Origin of the sequence: Vibrio sp. 070316B, from assembly GCF_013114115.1 — a bacterium.
Lineage (GTDB): Bacteria > Pseudomonadota > Gammaproteobacteria > Enterobacterales > Vibrionaceae > Vibrio > Vibrio chagasii_B.
Window position 1 is genome coordinate 16,185 of sequence record NZ_VTYC01000018.1, and the last position, 13,565, is coordinate 29,749.

At 44.8% G+C, this 13,565-nt stretch carries 14 protein-coding genes; 4 read left to right on the forward strand and 10 right to left on the reverse strand.

Going from position 1 to position 13,565, the window contains the following annotated elements; genetic code table 11:
- Window position 1: 1 nt before the first annotated feature.
- The 6 genes from F0251_RS14500 to F0251_RS14525 all read right to left on the reverse strand — a co-directional run bounded on the left by F0251_RS14500 (window position 2) and on the right by F0251_RS14525 (window position 4,929).
- Window positions 2–853, reverse strand: coding sequence for an alpha/beta fold hydrolase (locus tag F0251_RS14500; RefSeq protein ID WP_171731237.1), 852 nt, complete (start codon window positions 851–853; stop codon window positions 2–4).
- 49 nt (window positions 854–902) lie between these two features.
- Window positions 903–1,463, reverse strand: coding sequence for a Slp family lipoprotein (locus tag F0251_RS14505; protein WP_061033716.1), 561 nt, complete (start codon window positions 1,461–1,463; stop codon window positions 903–905).
- 35 nt (window positions 1,464–1,498) lie between these two features.
- A complete protein-coding gene (locus tag F0251_RS14510; RefSeq protein ID WP_004737940.1) occupies window positions 1,499–1,804 on the reverse strand; it encodes a hypothetical protein in 306 nt (101 codons plus the stop codon).
- Window positions 1,805–1,877: 73 nt separating this feature from the next.
- Window positions 1,878–2,579, reverse strand: coding sequence for a tRNA (adenosine(37)-N6)-threonylcarbamoyltransferase complex dimerization subunit type 1 TsaB (gene tsaB, locus F0251_RS14515; RefSeq protein WP_171731238.1), 702 nt, complete (start codon window positions 2,577–2,579; stop codon window positions 1,878–1,880).
- Between the two features lie 59 nt (window positions 2,580–2,638).
- Window positions 2,639–4,567 carry an ATP-dependent DNA helicase gene (locus tag F0251_RS14520; protein ID WP_008221210.1) on the reverse strand — a complete coding sequence of 643 codons (1,929 nt, stop codon included), beginning with the start codon at window positions 4,565–4,567 and terminating at the stop codon, window positions 2,639–2,641.
- Window positions 4,568–4,728: 161 nt separating this feature from the next.
- The gene (locus F0251_RS14525; protein WP_061033712.1) at window positions 4,729–4,929 is read right to left on the reverse strand and encodes a hypothetical protein; all 201 of its coding nucleotides are present in this window, start codon (window positions 4,927–4,929) and stop codon (window positions 4,729–4,731) included.
- A 282-nt stretch (window positions 4,930–5,211) separates the two neighbouring features.
- On the opposite strand from F0251_RS14525, the gene purU reads away from it, so the two are divergent.
- Window positions 5,212–6,045 (forward strand): formyltetrahydrofolate deformylase, encoded by an 834-nt coding sequence (purU, locus tag F0251_RS14530; protein ID WP_008221206.1) that lies wholly within the window; start codon window positions 5,212–5,214, stop codon window positions 6,043–6,045.
- Between the two features lie 286 nt (window positions 6,046–6,331).
- On the opposite strand, the gene F0251_RS14535 is transcribed toward purU, so the two are convergent.
- Window positions 6,332–6,928 carry a VOC family protein gene (locus tag F0251_RS14535; RefSeq protein WP_061033711.1) on the reverse strand — a complete coding sequence of 199 codons (597 nt, stop codon included), beginning with the start codon at window positions 6,926–6,928 and terminating at the stop codon, window positions 6,332–6,334.
- A gap of 349 nt (window positions 6,929–7,277) precedes the next feature.
- Here F0251_RS14535 and argS point away from each other — a divergent pair, with 349 nt between their 5' ends.
- From argS to F0251_RS14550, 3 genes are all read left to right on the forward strand, one after another.
- Window positions 7,278–9,011 carry an arginine--tRNA ligase gene (gene argS, locus F0251_RS14540; protein ID WP_116871769.1) on the forward strand — a complete coding sequence of 578 codons (1,734 nt, stop codon included), beginning with the start codon at window positions 7,278–7,280 and terminating at the stop codon, window positions 9,009–9,011.
- 358 nt (window positions 9,012–9,369) lie between these two features.
- On the forward strand, window positions 9,370–9,798 hold the full coding sequence (locus F0251_RS14545; protein ID WP_171731239.1) for an HIT domain-containing protein: 429 nt from the start codon (window positions 9,370–9,372) through the stop codon (window positions 9,796–9,798).
- Between the two features lie 137 nt (window positions 9,799–9,935).
- Window positions 9,936–10,463: a YqhA family protein gene (locus F0251_RS14550; protein WP_008221198.1), complete on the forward strand. Its 528-nt coding sequence runs from the start codon at window positions 9,936–9,938 to the stop codon at window positions 10,461–10,463.
- A 66-nt stretch (window positions 10,464–10,529) separates the two neighbouring features.
- On the opposite strand, the gene F0251_RS14555 is transcribed toward F0251_RS14550, so the two are convergent.
- The 3 genes from F0251_RS14555 to F0251_RS24395 are packed head-to-tail and all read right to left on the reverse strand — an operon-like array spanning window position 10,530 to window position 13,252.
- Window positions 10,530–10,760, reverse strand: a complete 231-nt coding sequence (locus F0251_RS14555; RefSeq protein ID WP_105057455.1) for a FeoC-like transcriptional regulator — start codon at window positions 10,758–10,760, stop codon at window positions 10,530–10,532.
- Complete coding sequence (gene feoB, locus F0251_RS14560) at window positions 10,757–13,030, reverse strand: Fe(2+) transporter permease subunit FeoB (protein WP_216610946.1); 2,274 nt, start codon at window positions 13,028–13,030, stop codon at window positions 10,757–10,759. Before feoB ends, F0251_RS14555 begins: the two co-directional genes overlap by 4 nt.
- On the reverse strand, window positions 13,031–13,252 hold the full coding sequence (locus F0251_RS24395; protein ID WP_004734203.1) for a FeoA family protein: 222 nt from the start codon (window positions 13,250–13,252) through the stop codon (window positions 13,031–13,033).
- Window positions 13,253–13,565: the final 313 nt, after the last annotated feature.

Below are 13,565 nucleotides of genomic sequence, written 5' to 3' on the forward strand. Positions count from 1 at the left end.
TTTAAATTTTGTTAACTAAACCAAGAATTAGCTCTGAAACTAGCTCTGGGCTCTCTAAATGACAATGATGTCCGCCGGGAACAGTCTCTATAATTAGAGGACTATGGGCTGATTTGTAGCGATTATGCTGCAAATGTCTAAATCCATCATTGCCTAATATTATTAATTGAGGGCATTCAATAGCCGCCATAATCGCTTCAGCATGCGCCTGTGACATTCGATATAAAGAGTCACATTTTAGGTTAGGGTCGCATCGCCATTGCCAGGAGTCGTCTAACTCGGCAATACCTCGCTCTACAATAGGAGCTATAAGTTCGGCATTGATTTGGTTGGCGTGTGCTCTCAGCTTAATAGCATCCTCTAGACTTGATAAAGGACGTGAAGGCTTTCTCCGCTGTCGAAGACGACTGAGTACCCCATCTCTTAGACGAGAGACCGTTTCTTGGGGAGCTTCAGAAAGAGGTCCGTGACCTTCAATTTGAATTAATCCTGACACCTTTTCAGGAAAGGCGGCACTATAGCAACTTGCTATCAATGCACCAAGTGAATGTCCTACTAGCACCAGTCTGTTTGGCGATAATTTAGTCACAAGCTGATGTAAATCATCGATATAGTCATGAAATGGGTAGTAACTTCCCGACTTATGCGACGAAAGACCATGACCAAAGAGGTCAATCGCAATCAGATGACAATCGGGTAATCTGGTTTGTAGGTTGGCAATAACAGAAGAAAAACTCGCAGAATTATCTAACCACCCATGAATAAAAACGACCGTCGTAACGGTCGTTTCTGGATTGCCCATCTGCTGTGTGGCAAGCGTCCCGCTCGCAAGGGAGTATGACTTTTCAATCATCAAACATCTCATTCCATCTGACTGTACAATCTAGGCCTAGCAAAGTGAGCTACTCTACGTCCTGTATAACTCGACCGTGCCTTGGCATCGTTTGGAAGCTACGGCAATGTAGGCTTCTGCACGAATAGTAGGTTGGTGCGAAATCGTTAACAACAACACGTTCCGTAATGTTCCACAGTCGTTGGTTATCTACCTTCATCACTGGGAAGGTGTAAGGGTACTCGCCGATTTTGCCATCTTCACTACCGTCTGATTGACCAACTAGCGTAATCAAACGGCCTTCAGCAAAGCTTAACGGCTCAACGTATCCTTCAATATAACCGACAAAGCGCCCACTCGGTTCGGCATCGAGATCTGGCTTACCATTGCTTGAAATTGGCATGTTAGCAACTTCAATTCGAGTTCTGTCTTTTAAGTTGGTCACTTTTGAAATCACGCCACCTAACCGAACACTTTTAGCGTCTGGTAATTGGTCAACCCATTGCTGGTAGTCGCTGATAACAGGCTCTGATTTTGCTTCAAGCTCGCTAGGAAGTGATGAACACCCTGCAAGCACCAAGATACCAATAGAAAGGGCAATTAAGCGTATTTTAGATAAGTAATTAGGCATGGTTCTGGTCCTTAAACAGGCATTAATAAATCGCTTTAGATATAGATATCGACACCGATAAGCTTTGCAAGTTCTTCTTTTTTCGCCTGGTTCATTACATCCATGTATTCTTCCATAGCCTTACGTCCTCGGCCTTCTGGAAGATCATACTGGATTTGAGCCTTGTGTAACTCAGACTCTTTAACTTGACGAATAGAATGAGAGACAGCATTGGCCACTTTGGTTGGCTGCCCAACCGCCGTGCTAGCATCAGATTTTTTTGCCTGCTCCTTCTTTTTAACTCGATTTGGCTTAGACGTATTGCCTATCGAAGAAGGAGGTAAGTTATTAATTGATACCATGACTAAATATCTGCCCTCTCAAATCTAAATAATACGCATTTAGATCAAATTTGCATCAGAACCTTGTAAAAAATTACTCGCGACCTGGCAGCTTCTTCCACGTCACTTTATCACGCAGATAAACTGGCTCAGACTCTTCCGCAGCAACCGCTTTACCCTCTGCGTAAGCGAATTGAGCTAGGAACGCCATATCTTGAGCTTCTGGGAATAGCACTTCACACGCTTTGGTGTTAATCGCTAGTGTATCCATATGCTCGGCGTAAGCTTCCCAACCAGTACCCACTTTTGCCCATGTTTCAGAGTCAGCTTCAAGCTGCGCAGCCAATTCACTTGGCGGTGTAACACACTCAGCATCAACCGCAGTCCAACGACCGTCTTGTTCACGGCTGTAACGAGCCCAATAAACTTCACTCATACGCGCATCAATAGCGGTTGCTACCTGAGTTTCACCAAATTTACGGTAGCTGCCTTGCGCCATCGCGGCCAATGTAGAGACACCGATCATTGGTAAATCTGCACCAAAAGCCAAGCCTTGAGCAATACCAATACCAATACGTACGCCCGTGAAACTTCCTGGACCTTGACCAAACGCGATAGCATCAATATCGGTTAAAGCGATATTCGCTTCTTTCAGTACTTCATCAACCATAGGTAGAATTTTTTTCGTATGGTCTCGAGGTGCCTCTTCGCTACGAGCGAACACCTGGTCACCAATTACTAATGCAACTGAACAGTTTTCAGTTGCGGTATCTACTGCAAGAATTTTCGCGCTCATTTGTGTCTCAAATATTCGTTATCTAATCTAAAAATAATGGCTAAGCTCAACAATGCCAGTTACTCGGCAGCGGTTGAATGGTCTTTAGCTAAGAATTCTTTAATGACCCCTAAGTCACGTGTACGAGGGATAGGCGGTAAACTCGCCAAAAAGATGCCACCGTAATCGCGAGTCACCAATCGGTTATCGCAAATAATCAAAGCACCATTATCACGCTTATCACGTATCAATCGGCCGACACCTTGTTTCAAGGTAATCACAGCGTCTGGCAACTGTACTTGTGCAAAAGGATCACCCCCTTTTAACTTACAGTCCTCAATGCGAGCCTTAAGTAAAGGGTCATCAGGAGCCGTAAAGGGCAATTTATCGATGATAACACAGCTTAATGCATCGCCCCTAACATCTATCCCTTCCCAGAAAGCGCCTGTCGCCACCAGCAAGGCATTACCCAATTCCATGAACTCGGCTAAGGTTTTTTGCTTACTTGTCTCACCTTGTAATAGAACTGGAACCGTCAGGGTTTCTCGGAATCGCTCGCCCAACTCTTTCATCATGCTGTGTGAGGTGCACAGAAAGAAACAGCGGCCTTGGTTTTGCTCAATTACCGGTGTCAGCATACGAACCAGTTTATCGGCTAAGCCCGGGCTATTCGGTTCTGGAAGGTAACGAGGCACACATAAACGCGCTTGATTCGGATAATCGAATGGGCTCGGCAGTGAAAACTGAGCCGACGGTTTTAGTCCCAAGCGCGAGGTAAAGTGATCAAAATCGTCCGATACCGCCAAGGTTGCTGAGGTAAACACCCAAGCGCCCGGCTTCAGCTCAATCTGCTCGTGAAATTTGTCAGCAACTGAAAGCGGCGTAATGTGCAAAGCAAAGTGGCGCGGTGTGGTGTCATACCAATACGAATAACCGGTAATCGAGACATCACATACACGCTCAATGCGTGACTTAATCATGTTTGCACGCTCAAAAGCGGTATCCAATAGTTGGCTTCGTCCGAGTGCTAATTTCAATACATCGACGGCCAGCTGCAGTGCATCTTGCAGGCGAACTAACTCTCTGGCGATCGACTCTGATTTTAGCGCCTCGCGCCAGTTACCACGAAACCCCGTATCACCCAGCACGATTCTTAAATCAGATGAGGACTGAACCAGCCTATCACCGACCTTTTGCAATTGGCGCATGTCTTTCGCTTCGGTACGATAGCCAATCTCAATGTCTTTGGCGAGCTCGTGAATTTGTCGACTCGATACAGACTGACCAAAATATTGGCTCGCAATGTCGGGAAGTTGATGCGCTTCATCGAAGATAAACACATCTGCCTCAGGGATAAGCTCACCGAATCCGGTTTCTTTGATCGCCAAATCCGCTAAGAACAAGTGGTGGTTTACGACCACCACATCAGAATCCATCGCTTTTTTACGCGCTTTCAGTACGAAGCAATCGGTATAACTTGGACACTCTTTGCCCAAGCAATTGTCGTTGGTCGAGGTAATCGTTGGGATTACAGGGCTATCTTCCGCAATATCATCACAATCACCCAAATCACCGGTTTGCGTGGATGACGACCAGCTACGAACTTTGACTAACTGAGCGAGCAGCGTTGGATCCGTATGAGTACCATGACTTTCGATCATTTGGCGGCTCAGCCTATCCAAACACAAATAGTTTGAACGGCCCTTGAGCAAAGCAACTTGACCATGAAAGCCAAGGGCATCGGTCATCAAAGGCAGATCACGGTGGAACAGCTGTTCTTGAAGGTTTTTAGACCCCGTACTAATAATGGTTTTCTTACCACTAAGCAGTGCCGGTACAAGATAAGCAAATGTCTTACCGGTACCCGTCCCTGCTTCTACCACCAATTGGCTCTGTTGCTGAATGGCCTGTGAAACTGCTTCAGCCATGTCTAACTGAGCTTGTCTTGGTTGAAAGCCTGGGATTGCTTTACCCAGTGCGCCATCAGCAGAAAACGTTTTAGATATCATAGAGTACGAAGTTTAGAAAAAGTGAAGGCGAATTATGGCAGGTTTAGTGAGCCGGCGCGAATCAAGAATGACTTCGCACCGGAGGTGTCTGGGTTGTTTCAAATGATTTAGAGAACAGAAATGAAAATCGAGATTGCTATTTTAGCTTAAAGGTTAATTGCTTATTTTCGATTGAGATAACGAGATAGCCAAGGAGCACCCTCAAATTCATTATCATTTGGCTGTATGGCTTTTACTGCATCGCTTGGCGGGGTTTTGCTTTCCCACATTTCATCGAGAACATTTCCATCTAGCTCTGTGCTGCCAGCCAGTGAACTCACGCGTTTGCAGTACAGTTTTTTTGCTAGTAACTCTTTATCCATAAGTATCACCTCTATTTTTGGCCAAGGCTAAAATGCCTCGGTTGAAGTTCAAATGCGTACTACGGTCAAAACTTTAAAAATGAAGCTTCTGCCTGTTTTTCTATCTGAAAACTGATATTTCGACATCAAACAATTTATCAAAGCGATAAATGAGCAGCAGAATTTGTTGAAACCAAATTGATAATAGATTAATTATAACGGTGATATTGCGGCTCAGTTCACCGTTCGACGGCCTGTATTTAATTTGAAGAATAAAAAATATTTCATGGAAGTAAGATGCAAATGGAAAGAAAAACATTACTAACACATTGTACTGATGCCCCAGGCCTCATCTCAAAGATCACCAACATTTGTTACAAGCACCAACTCAATATTGTTCACAATAACGAGTTCGTAGATAACACCAGTGGTCACTTCTTTATGCGCACAGAGCTTGAAGGGTATTTCAATGATGAAACCTTTCTAGCAGACCTAGACCAAGCCCTGCCAGAAAACGCGAAACGTAAGCTCGTTGGCTCTTCTCGCAAACGTGTGGTTATTCTCGTGACGAAAGAAGCACACTGCCTTGGCGACATTCTCATGAAGAACTTCGATGGTAGCTTAGACGTTGAAATCGCAGCGGTTGTCGGTAACTACGATATTCTACAAAGCCTAACCGAGCGTTTTGATATCCCTTATCATCATGTTTCACACGAAGGTCTGAACCGTGAAGAGCATGAGCAAAAAATGCTGGAAGTGATTGACCAATACGAGGCTGATTACCTTGTTTTGGCTAAGTACATGCGAGTGCTTACTCCGGGATTTGTTGAAAAGTACAACCACAAGATCATCAATATTCACCACAGCTTCTTGCCTGCATTCATCGGTGCGAAACCCTACCAACAAGCCTATGAGCGTGGCGTAAAGATCATTGGTGCAACGGCGCACTTCGTGACAAACGATTTAGATGAAGGCCCAATCATTAAGCAAGACGTTATCCCTGTCGATCACAACTTCAGTGCGAAAGACATGGCGCAAGCGGGTCGTGACGTAGAGAAGAATGTTCTAAGTAAGGCGCTAAACAAGGTGATCAATGATCACGTGTTTGTTTACGGCAACAAGACTGTCATTCTGTAGGTTCGACACCTATTAGAACCCAATAAAAAACGCGTAATAGGATCGCCCCATTACGCGTTTTTTGTATCTGGTTATCGAGTCCGTTGTTAGAGATTCCCGACTACGCTCCTTCGTCGCTATCGGGAATGACGGTGTTCAATCATCGGCTCTCTATCTAGATACTTTTATATTTTAAAAGCGCTCTCGATAGTTAGCAGACCCACACAGCAACTAACCGACTAAATCCGTCATTCCGACGAGCCTAAGCGAGATCAGGAATCTCGCCCCTTTAAACTATCGACTAAAACTAAGCTTGCTCTGATTCTACAATCTTCTTCAACGAATGTGGGTGCAGCTTGATACAAATCCCTTGATGCTTAAATGCAACGGTTGGGTTGTTCAAACGCTCACCCTCACCTTTCGGGCTAGACAGCTTGATCTTAACACCTTGCTCAGCCAGCGTTTCAAAGTTAGCAGCGAACTGCGGGTAAGTGTCTTTCAGATCCGCTAAGTACTCGTCAGCCGTTTGAGCATGAGACGGAATCACGAACTCAACGTGTTCCCAATCTTGGCTCGGGTAAATCTTGCCTTCTGCGGGGTATGGTAACTCTAAACACTCAATGCTCCAGCCACGGCTTTGCAAAGGTTCATCAAAAGCAATAACAACAATTGGACGACCATTGATCATCGCTTGTGAAATCGTAGAGCCGAATTCAGACCATGCTTGATGCGCCGCTTTCGCTAATTCCGTTTCATTGATTCTTAGCGCGATATGATCCGCTTGAGCAAAACTCAGATCCAAACCCAGTACGTTACCTAGGTTCTCAATTTTCGCCATAAACGTATCAAGGCGGGTGATCATTTGTTGCGGTTCTAATTCAGCTTGCTTGAGGCTCATCGTCATTGTCTGTGTTCTCCAAATATTGGCTGCATGGTATCAGTTTTGCTTTGTTCAACAAGCGCCGCGTATACAAAAAGACAGCCGATAAGCACGTTGGCTCACATTCCTAAATACACAAACGCTGAATGGCGAAAATTGATTGTCAAAAACCCCTCAGGAAATGTTAATTTTCTATCAATTCGACCTATAAGAAACCGCACAAAATTGGTATGATTACTGCCATTTTTGTGAACTTAAACAGTGTCTGTTGTTCATTTCGGCATTAAATCGTTAACTAGACGCATAATTAACCAAGTTTGATGACCTCGAAATAACGGCCACTCTTATCATCCTTGAATTGAAGGAAACGCGTGTGAATATCCAAGCACTTATTAATGACAAAGTATCTCAGGCTCTAGAAGCCGCTGGCGCACCTGCAGGCTCTCCTGCTGCTGTTCGCCAATCTGCAAAACCACAATTTGGTGACTACCAAGCAAACGGCGTAATGGGCGTTGCTAAGCGACTAGGCACTAACCCGCGAGAATTTGCTCAGAAAGTATTGGACGTTCTAAACCTAGACGGTATCGCTTCTAAAGTTGAGATCGCAGGTCCAGGTTTCCTTAACATCTTCCTAGATGAAGCTTTCCTAGCAAAACAAGCAGACGCAGCACTTGCTGACTCTCGCCTTGGTGTTGCGGCAGCTGAAGCACAAACCATTGTTGCTGACTACTCAGCGCCAAACGTTGCAAAAGAAATGCACGTTGGTCACCTACGTTCAACGATCATCGGTGATGCCGTTGTTCGTACACTGGAATTCCTAGGCCACAAAGTTATCCGTGCTAACCACATCGGCGACTGGGGTACTCAATTCGGTATGCTTATCGCAAACCTTGAGCGTGTTCAGGCTGAATCAGGTGAAGTTTCAATGGAGCTTGCTGATCTTGAAGGCTTCTACCGTGAATCTAAAAAGCTTTACGACGAAGACGAAGAGTTCGCAGTTAAAGCACGTGGCTACGTAGTGAAACTACAAAGCGGCGACGAGTTCTGCGCAGAGATGTGGAAGAAGCTTGTTGACGTAACAATGATTCAAAACCAACGCAACTACGATCGTCTAAACGTTTCACTAACACGTGATGACGTAATGGGCGAAAGCATGTACAACCACATGCTTCCAGGTATCGTTGCTGATCTTAAAGAGCAAGGTCTTGCTAAAGAAGATGACGGCGCGCAAGTTGTATTCCTAGACGAATACAAAAACAAAGATGGTGACCCAATGGGCGTTATCATCCAGAAGCGCGACGGCGGTTTCCTTTACACAACAACTGATATTGCCTGTGCAAAATACCGTTTTGAAGAGCTAGGCGCAGACCGCGTTCTTTACTTCATCGACTCTCGTCAGCACCAACACCTAATGCAAGCTTGGACTATCGTTCGTAAAGCAGGTTACATCCCTGAATCTGTTTCTCTTGAGCACCACGCGTTCGGCATGATGCTAGGTAAAGACGGTAAGCCATTCAAGACTCGTGCAGGCGGTACAGTTCGTCTAGCTGATCTTCTTGATGAAGCAGAAGTTCGAGCTGCACAGCTGATCGAATCTAAGAACCCAGAACTAGCAGAAGACGAGAAGAAAGCGATCGCTAACACAGTTGCAATGGCAGCGGTTAAGTACGCAGACCTTTCTAAGCACCGTACTACTGACTACGTGTTCGATTGGGACAACATGCTTGCGTTCGAAGGTAACACAGCACCTTACATGCAATACGCATACACTCGTGTTGCTTCTGTATTTGCGAAAGCTGGCGTTTCTATGGACTCTCTTGAAGGTGAAATCAAAATCACTGAAGAGAAAGAAAAAGCACTTATCGCGAAACTTCTGCAGTTTGAAGAAGCAGTTCAATCTGTTGCTCGTGAAGGTCAACCACACATTATGTGTAGCTACCTATTCGAACTAGCAGGTCAGTTCTCTAGCTTCTACGAAGCATGCCCTATCCTAGTAGCAGAAGACGAAGCGGTTAAACAGAGCCGTCTGAAGCTTGCTGCCCTAACAGCGAAGACAATCAAACAAGGTCTGTCGCTTCTAGGCATCGAGACTCTAGAACGCATGTAAGCGATTCGAGATTCGAGATTCGAGATTCGAGATTCGAGATTCGAGATTCGAGATTCGAGATTCGAGATAATTAGAAAGGTTGACGTGAAAGCGTCAACCTTTTGTTTTATTTGGAGGTTATATTTACTTAACTATCCGCAAACTTCCGTTGCAAGAGATCTCCTACTACGCTCCTTCGTCGCTCTAGGAGATGACGGCAATGAGTGCCGTAAGTCCGAGACAGGATCAATGGCGCGTTCCCCCCCATCCCCTTCATTGATGAGAGAGCGTGATAGGGAATCTGCTGATTGAGATCGTAAGCGCTAGCCACATTCCTATTCCAACCTTATACTCACTAAAACAATTAATTGGAAAGATCATGAGCTTCGAACTTCATCCTCAATTGGCAAAAGACACCACCGTTATTGGCGAATTCCCACTTAGCCTTGCGCTACTGCACAAAGACAACGCTGTGCCTTGGGTTATTCTGGTACCAAAACGTTCCAACCTCAAAGAGCTGCATCACTTACCAATGAAAGAGCAACAGCAGTTCTTACATGAATCTCAAGCAGTGAGCCAAGCACTAGAAGCTACGTTCCAACCGGATAAGCTCAACCTAGGCGCACTAGGTAACATGGTGCCACAACTGCACATCCACCATATCGCACGTTTCAAAGATGATGTGGCATGGCCTGGCCCGGTGTGGGGCAACACCGCAGGCGAACAACGCAGTGAAGAAGAGCAAGCAGCCATCCTAACTCGTATTCAAAATGTGCTGTCACTAAGCTCTATCTTTAAGAAAGCTTAACCTTGTGGCACAGGTGATGCCTCTTAGCTAGGCATCACCATTATTACCAATGTGTAATAATAATTCACAAAAATACCCCATTATCACAACACAGGCTCCCACGTATACTCTCTTGCACACAATATAGAGAGAGCATCATGAAACAAACCTTCAACCTATTTCGTCATATCAGCTGGATCGCCATCATCTGTTCTATGCTTGCTTCCCTACTCTTATTCTTTATGGGAGCAACCAAGACTTACTCTGCTTTTGCGATCTTCATGCTCAATCAGGTACCGCCAGAATCGCTCGCGCATTTAGACACAACAGATATCGCGATCTCTTACTTGATTAAGTCTCTGGATACGTTTTTGATTGCTTTTGTACTCTTCATCTTTTCTCACGGTGTGTTCACTTTATTCATCTCGGATAAAAGCCATGCCGCGAAAAGTGACCAACAAGTCAATAAAAGCAAAGTACTTAGCTGGATAAAAACACCCAACATTGGCCACCTGAAAAACATTTTGGCTGAAGTGATTATCATCATTCTCTTCGTGAAATTTTTGGAGCTTGTGCTCGTCAACTTCGACAGCATTGGGTGGGACATATTGGTTCTTCCAGTATCCATATTGTTACTGAGTATCGGCCTTAAAGTTCTTGGATTAGGTGAAACCAAAGAGTCTTAAGTTGTTAAACACAAACAAAAAAACCGCAGCTCATAGGCTGCGGTTTTTTATTAGATATTGACCGAACTACATCATCACATTCAGCGACAGACCATCTTGTTTGCAGATGGTGTAGCGAACACGCGTCGTATGACCATGTTTGTTAGTGTCGACCAAACGAGATACTTTGCCCTTCTTGACCCACACGCTCAACATCGCATCCACGCCATCTTCACTCATACCAAATTTCGCTGCAATCTCTTTACGAGCTGCGAAACCTTGGCTATCTATGTACTGATGAAGTTCAGTTAAAATCATACCACTTGCACCTCTAATGCTTTTTGCTTGCTGCCAACCTTCTTGAATACACGGTAGGTGATCACAAAGCCACCAGCAATCGCGACCATCCACACTGCACTTGTCACAGGGTGCGCTGCAAAGTTTGCCGCTTGGTAGTAGAAAGTTGCACCAAAGTAGCCAAGCGCCATTGTCCAAACCGCAATAAAGCGTGCAAACATTTGACCAAATTCACGAACATAAGCACCCATTGCTGCCACACAAGGTGTGTAAAGCAAGATAAGGATTAAATAAGCAAACGCAGCGTGACCAGAAACAAATTTGTCTTTCAGGTTACCAAAGATAGACGAGTCAACCTCTTGCTCTTCAGCAACAGCGCCTGAATCGCTTAGGTCACCAACTTCAATACCTAGAGGATCCGAGTAGCTCAAGCCTGATAGGTTTTCAGGGATCGTCATCACCGCTTCTTGTAAGCTCGCCGCCAAATCAAACTCAGCAGCTTCTTCATCAGAAGGCGTTGTGTAAAGGCTGTTCAAGGTACCCACTACCGCTTCTTTCGCGAAGATACCAGTAATGATACCTACCGTTGCTGGCCAGTTTTCTTCTGTAATACCAATTGGTTGGAATACAGGAGTCACAACTTGAGCTGCCTTAGAAAGTACTGAATTTTCGCTGTCTTCGTTACCGAAACTGCCATCCATACCTAGAGAGTTCAAGAAGCTTAAGATTGCCACCACAACCACAATCGTTTTACCGGCACCAAGCACGAAGCGCTTCAGTTTCTGCCATGTTTTCAGCATCACGTTTTGTACGGTTGGCAACTCGTAGTCTGGCATCTCCATCACCAAGCTATCGCTGCTACCTGGGTAGATCGTGTTTTTAAGGAACAAGCCAGTAAATACAGACGCTAGAATACCCATGATGTACAAAGCAAATACTACGTTTTGGCCCGCACCAGGGAAGAACGCCGCTGCAAACAGTGCGTATACCGGTAGACGAGCACCACATGACATAAATGGTGCCATCGATGCAGCTAGCTTACGCTCACGCTCTTGGTCAAGCGTACGAGTTGCCATGATTGACGGTACGTTACAGCCAAAACCAAGAACTAACGGTACAAATGCTTTGCCCGGAAGACCAATCTTTTGCATCACTTTATCAAGTACAAACGCAGCACGCGCCATGTAGCCTGAACTTTCAAGTACCGCTAAGAACAAGTAAAGCGCCGCGATAACAGGAATAAAGGTTGCAACAGTTTGAATACCACCACCGATACCATCTGCAAGAATAGTAACCAGCCAAACTGGTAGGTGTCCGTCTAATAAATGGTGCCCACCATCAACCAATATTGCACCAACACCAATATCAAAGAAGTCGATGAACGCACTACCAATATTGATAGAGAACATGAACATTAGGTACATAATGACAAAGAAGAAAGGGATACCGACCCATTTGTTCAGAATGAATTGGTCAGCTTTCTCTGTGAAGTTACGGCTTAGCTTACCTTCGCTGCGACGCACACGCTTGCACAAGTCGTGTAAGAAGGTGTATTTCGCGTCGGCTACCGCAAGGTCGATATCAAACTCGGCGCCAAGACGGACATTATCAATTTGAGTACGTGTTTGCGGAGCTAATCCGTTTAGCACCAAGTAATCATTTTCTAGCGCACGAATCGCAAGCGCTCGGTGAGAAACATCAGCATCATCAAAGTGTGATTCAACAGAAGGAATAAGTGCTTCTAATGCGTCGTCATAGTTAATAGAGATAGGATCAAGGCTAACACCTTGGACAAGAAGCTTATGCAGGCGCTCTTTGAAGCGAGCCACTTGGCCTTTATCGTTCGCAGACAAACTAAGAACCGGACAACCTAGCTCTTTCTCCAGCGCTTTCAGGTTAATCACCTGACGCTCACGCTTTAATACATCCATTTTATTCAATACCACGATCATTGGGCGACCCAACTCTCGCAATTGCAATGTCATGTATAAGCTTCGTTCTAAACAACTTGCATCAACAACATTAATGATCACGTCAGCAGGGTGAGTCAGAACAGCTCGCGACGCGATAGATTCATCAATACTATTTGCATCATTACCACTATCTAGTGCGTAGATACCAGGCAAGTCAGTTAGCTGAAATTGGTCACCCGCATGTGAATAGACACCCGTTTTCTTTTCAACGGTTACGCCTACCCAGTTACCAACATGCTGCTTCGCACCTGTTAGTGCATTGAATAACGTTGTTTTGCCACTATTCGGGTTACCAACGGTAAGAACTTGATAATCCATTTAGATAACCTCGATTTGTTCTGCGATGCTTTCACGAATGGCGATAGAGACACCTCTCACCTCAACTTGAAGCGGGTCACCCATCGGTGCGCGGCGGATTAGTGTTACCTCTGTTTTTGGCAACATACCCATGACCATGAGTTTTTTTCTAACGTCTGGTGTTAGACCAGTTAGCGCAACTATAGAAGCCGCTTTTCCTTGCTCTAGTTGTGAGAGTTTCATATATACCCAACTTCGTGACTGATAATGAGAAAGATTGTTATTAACACCATGATACACATACATGACCACAATTCTATTGTGTGAAATCAATGTTTTCGAAAATACATACTCGTAAATTTCGTTAAAAACGTTTACGTCAAAACCGTTACTTTCAACAACTAGTGAGAACTACCTCACTAGTACATCACAATCAAAAACCCAACAACTCATTAGATATCAATAACTTATAAAAATGTCGCTTTTCTCATAGCCTTCTGTCGTTAATTTTATAAGTAAAATAAGTCACTAATCGTATAGTTACTCCATCGAAGAG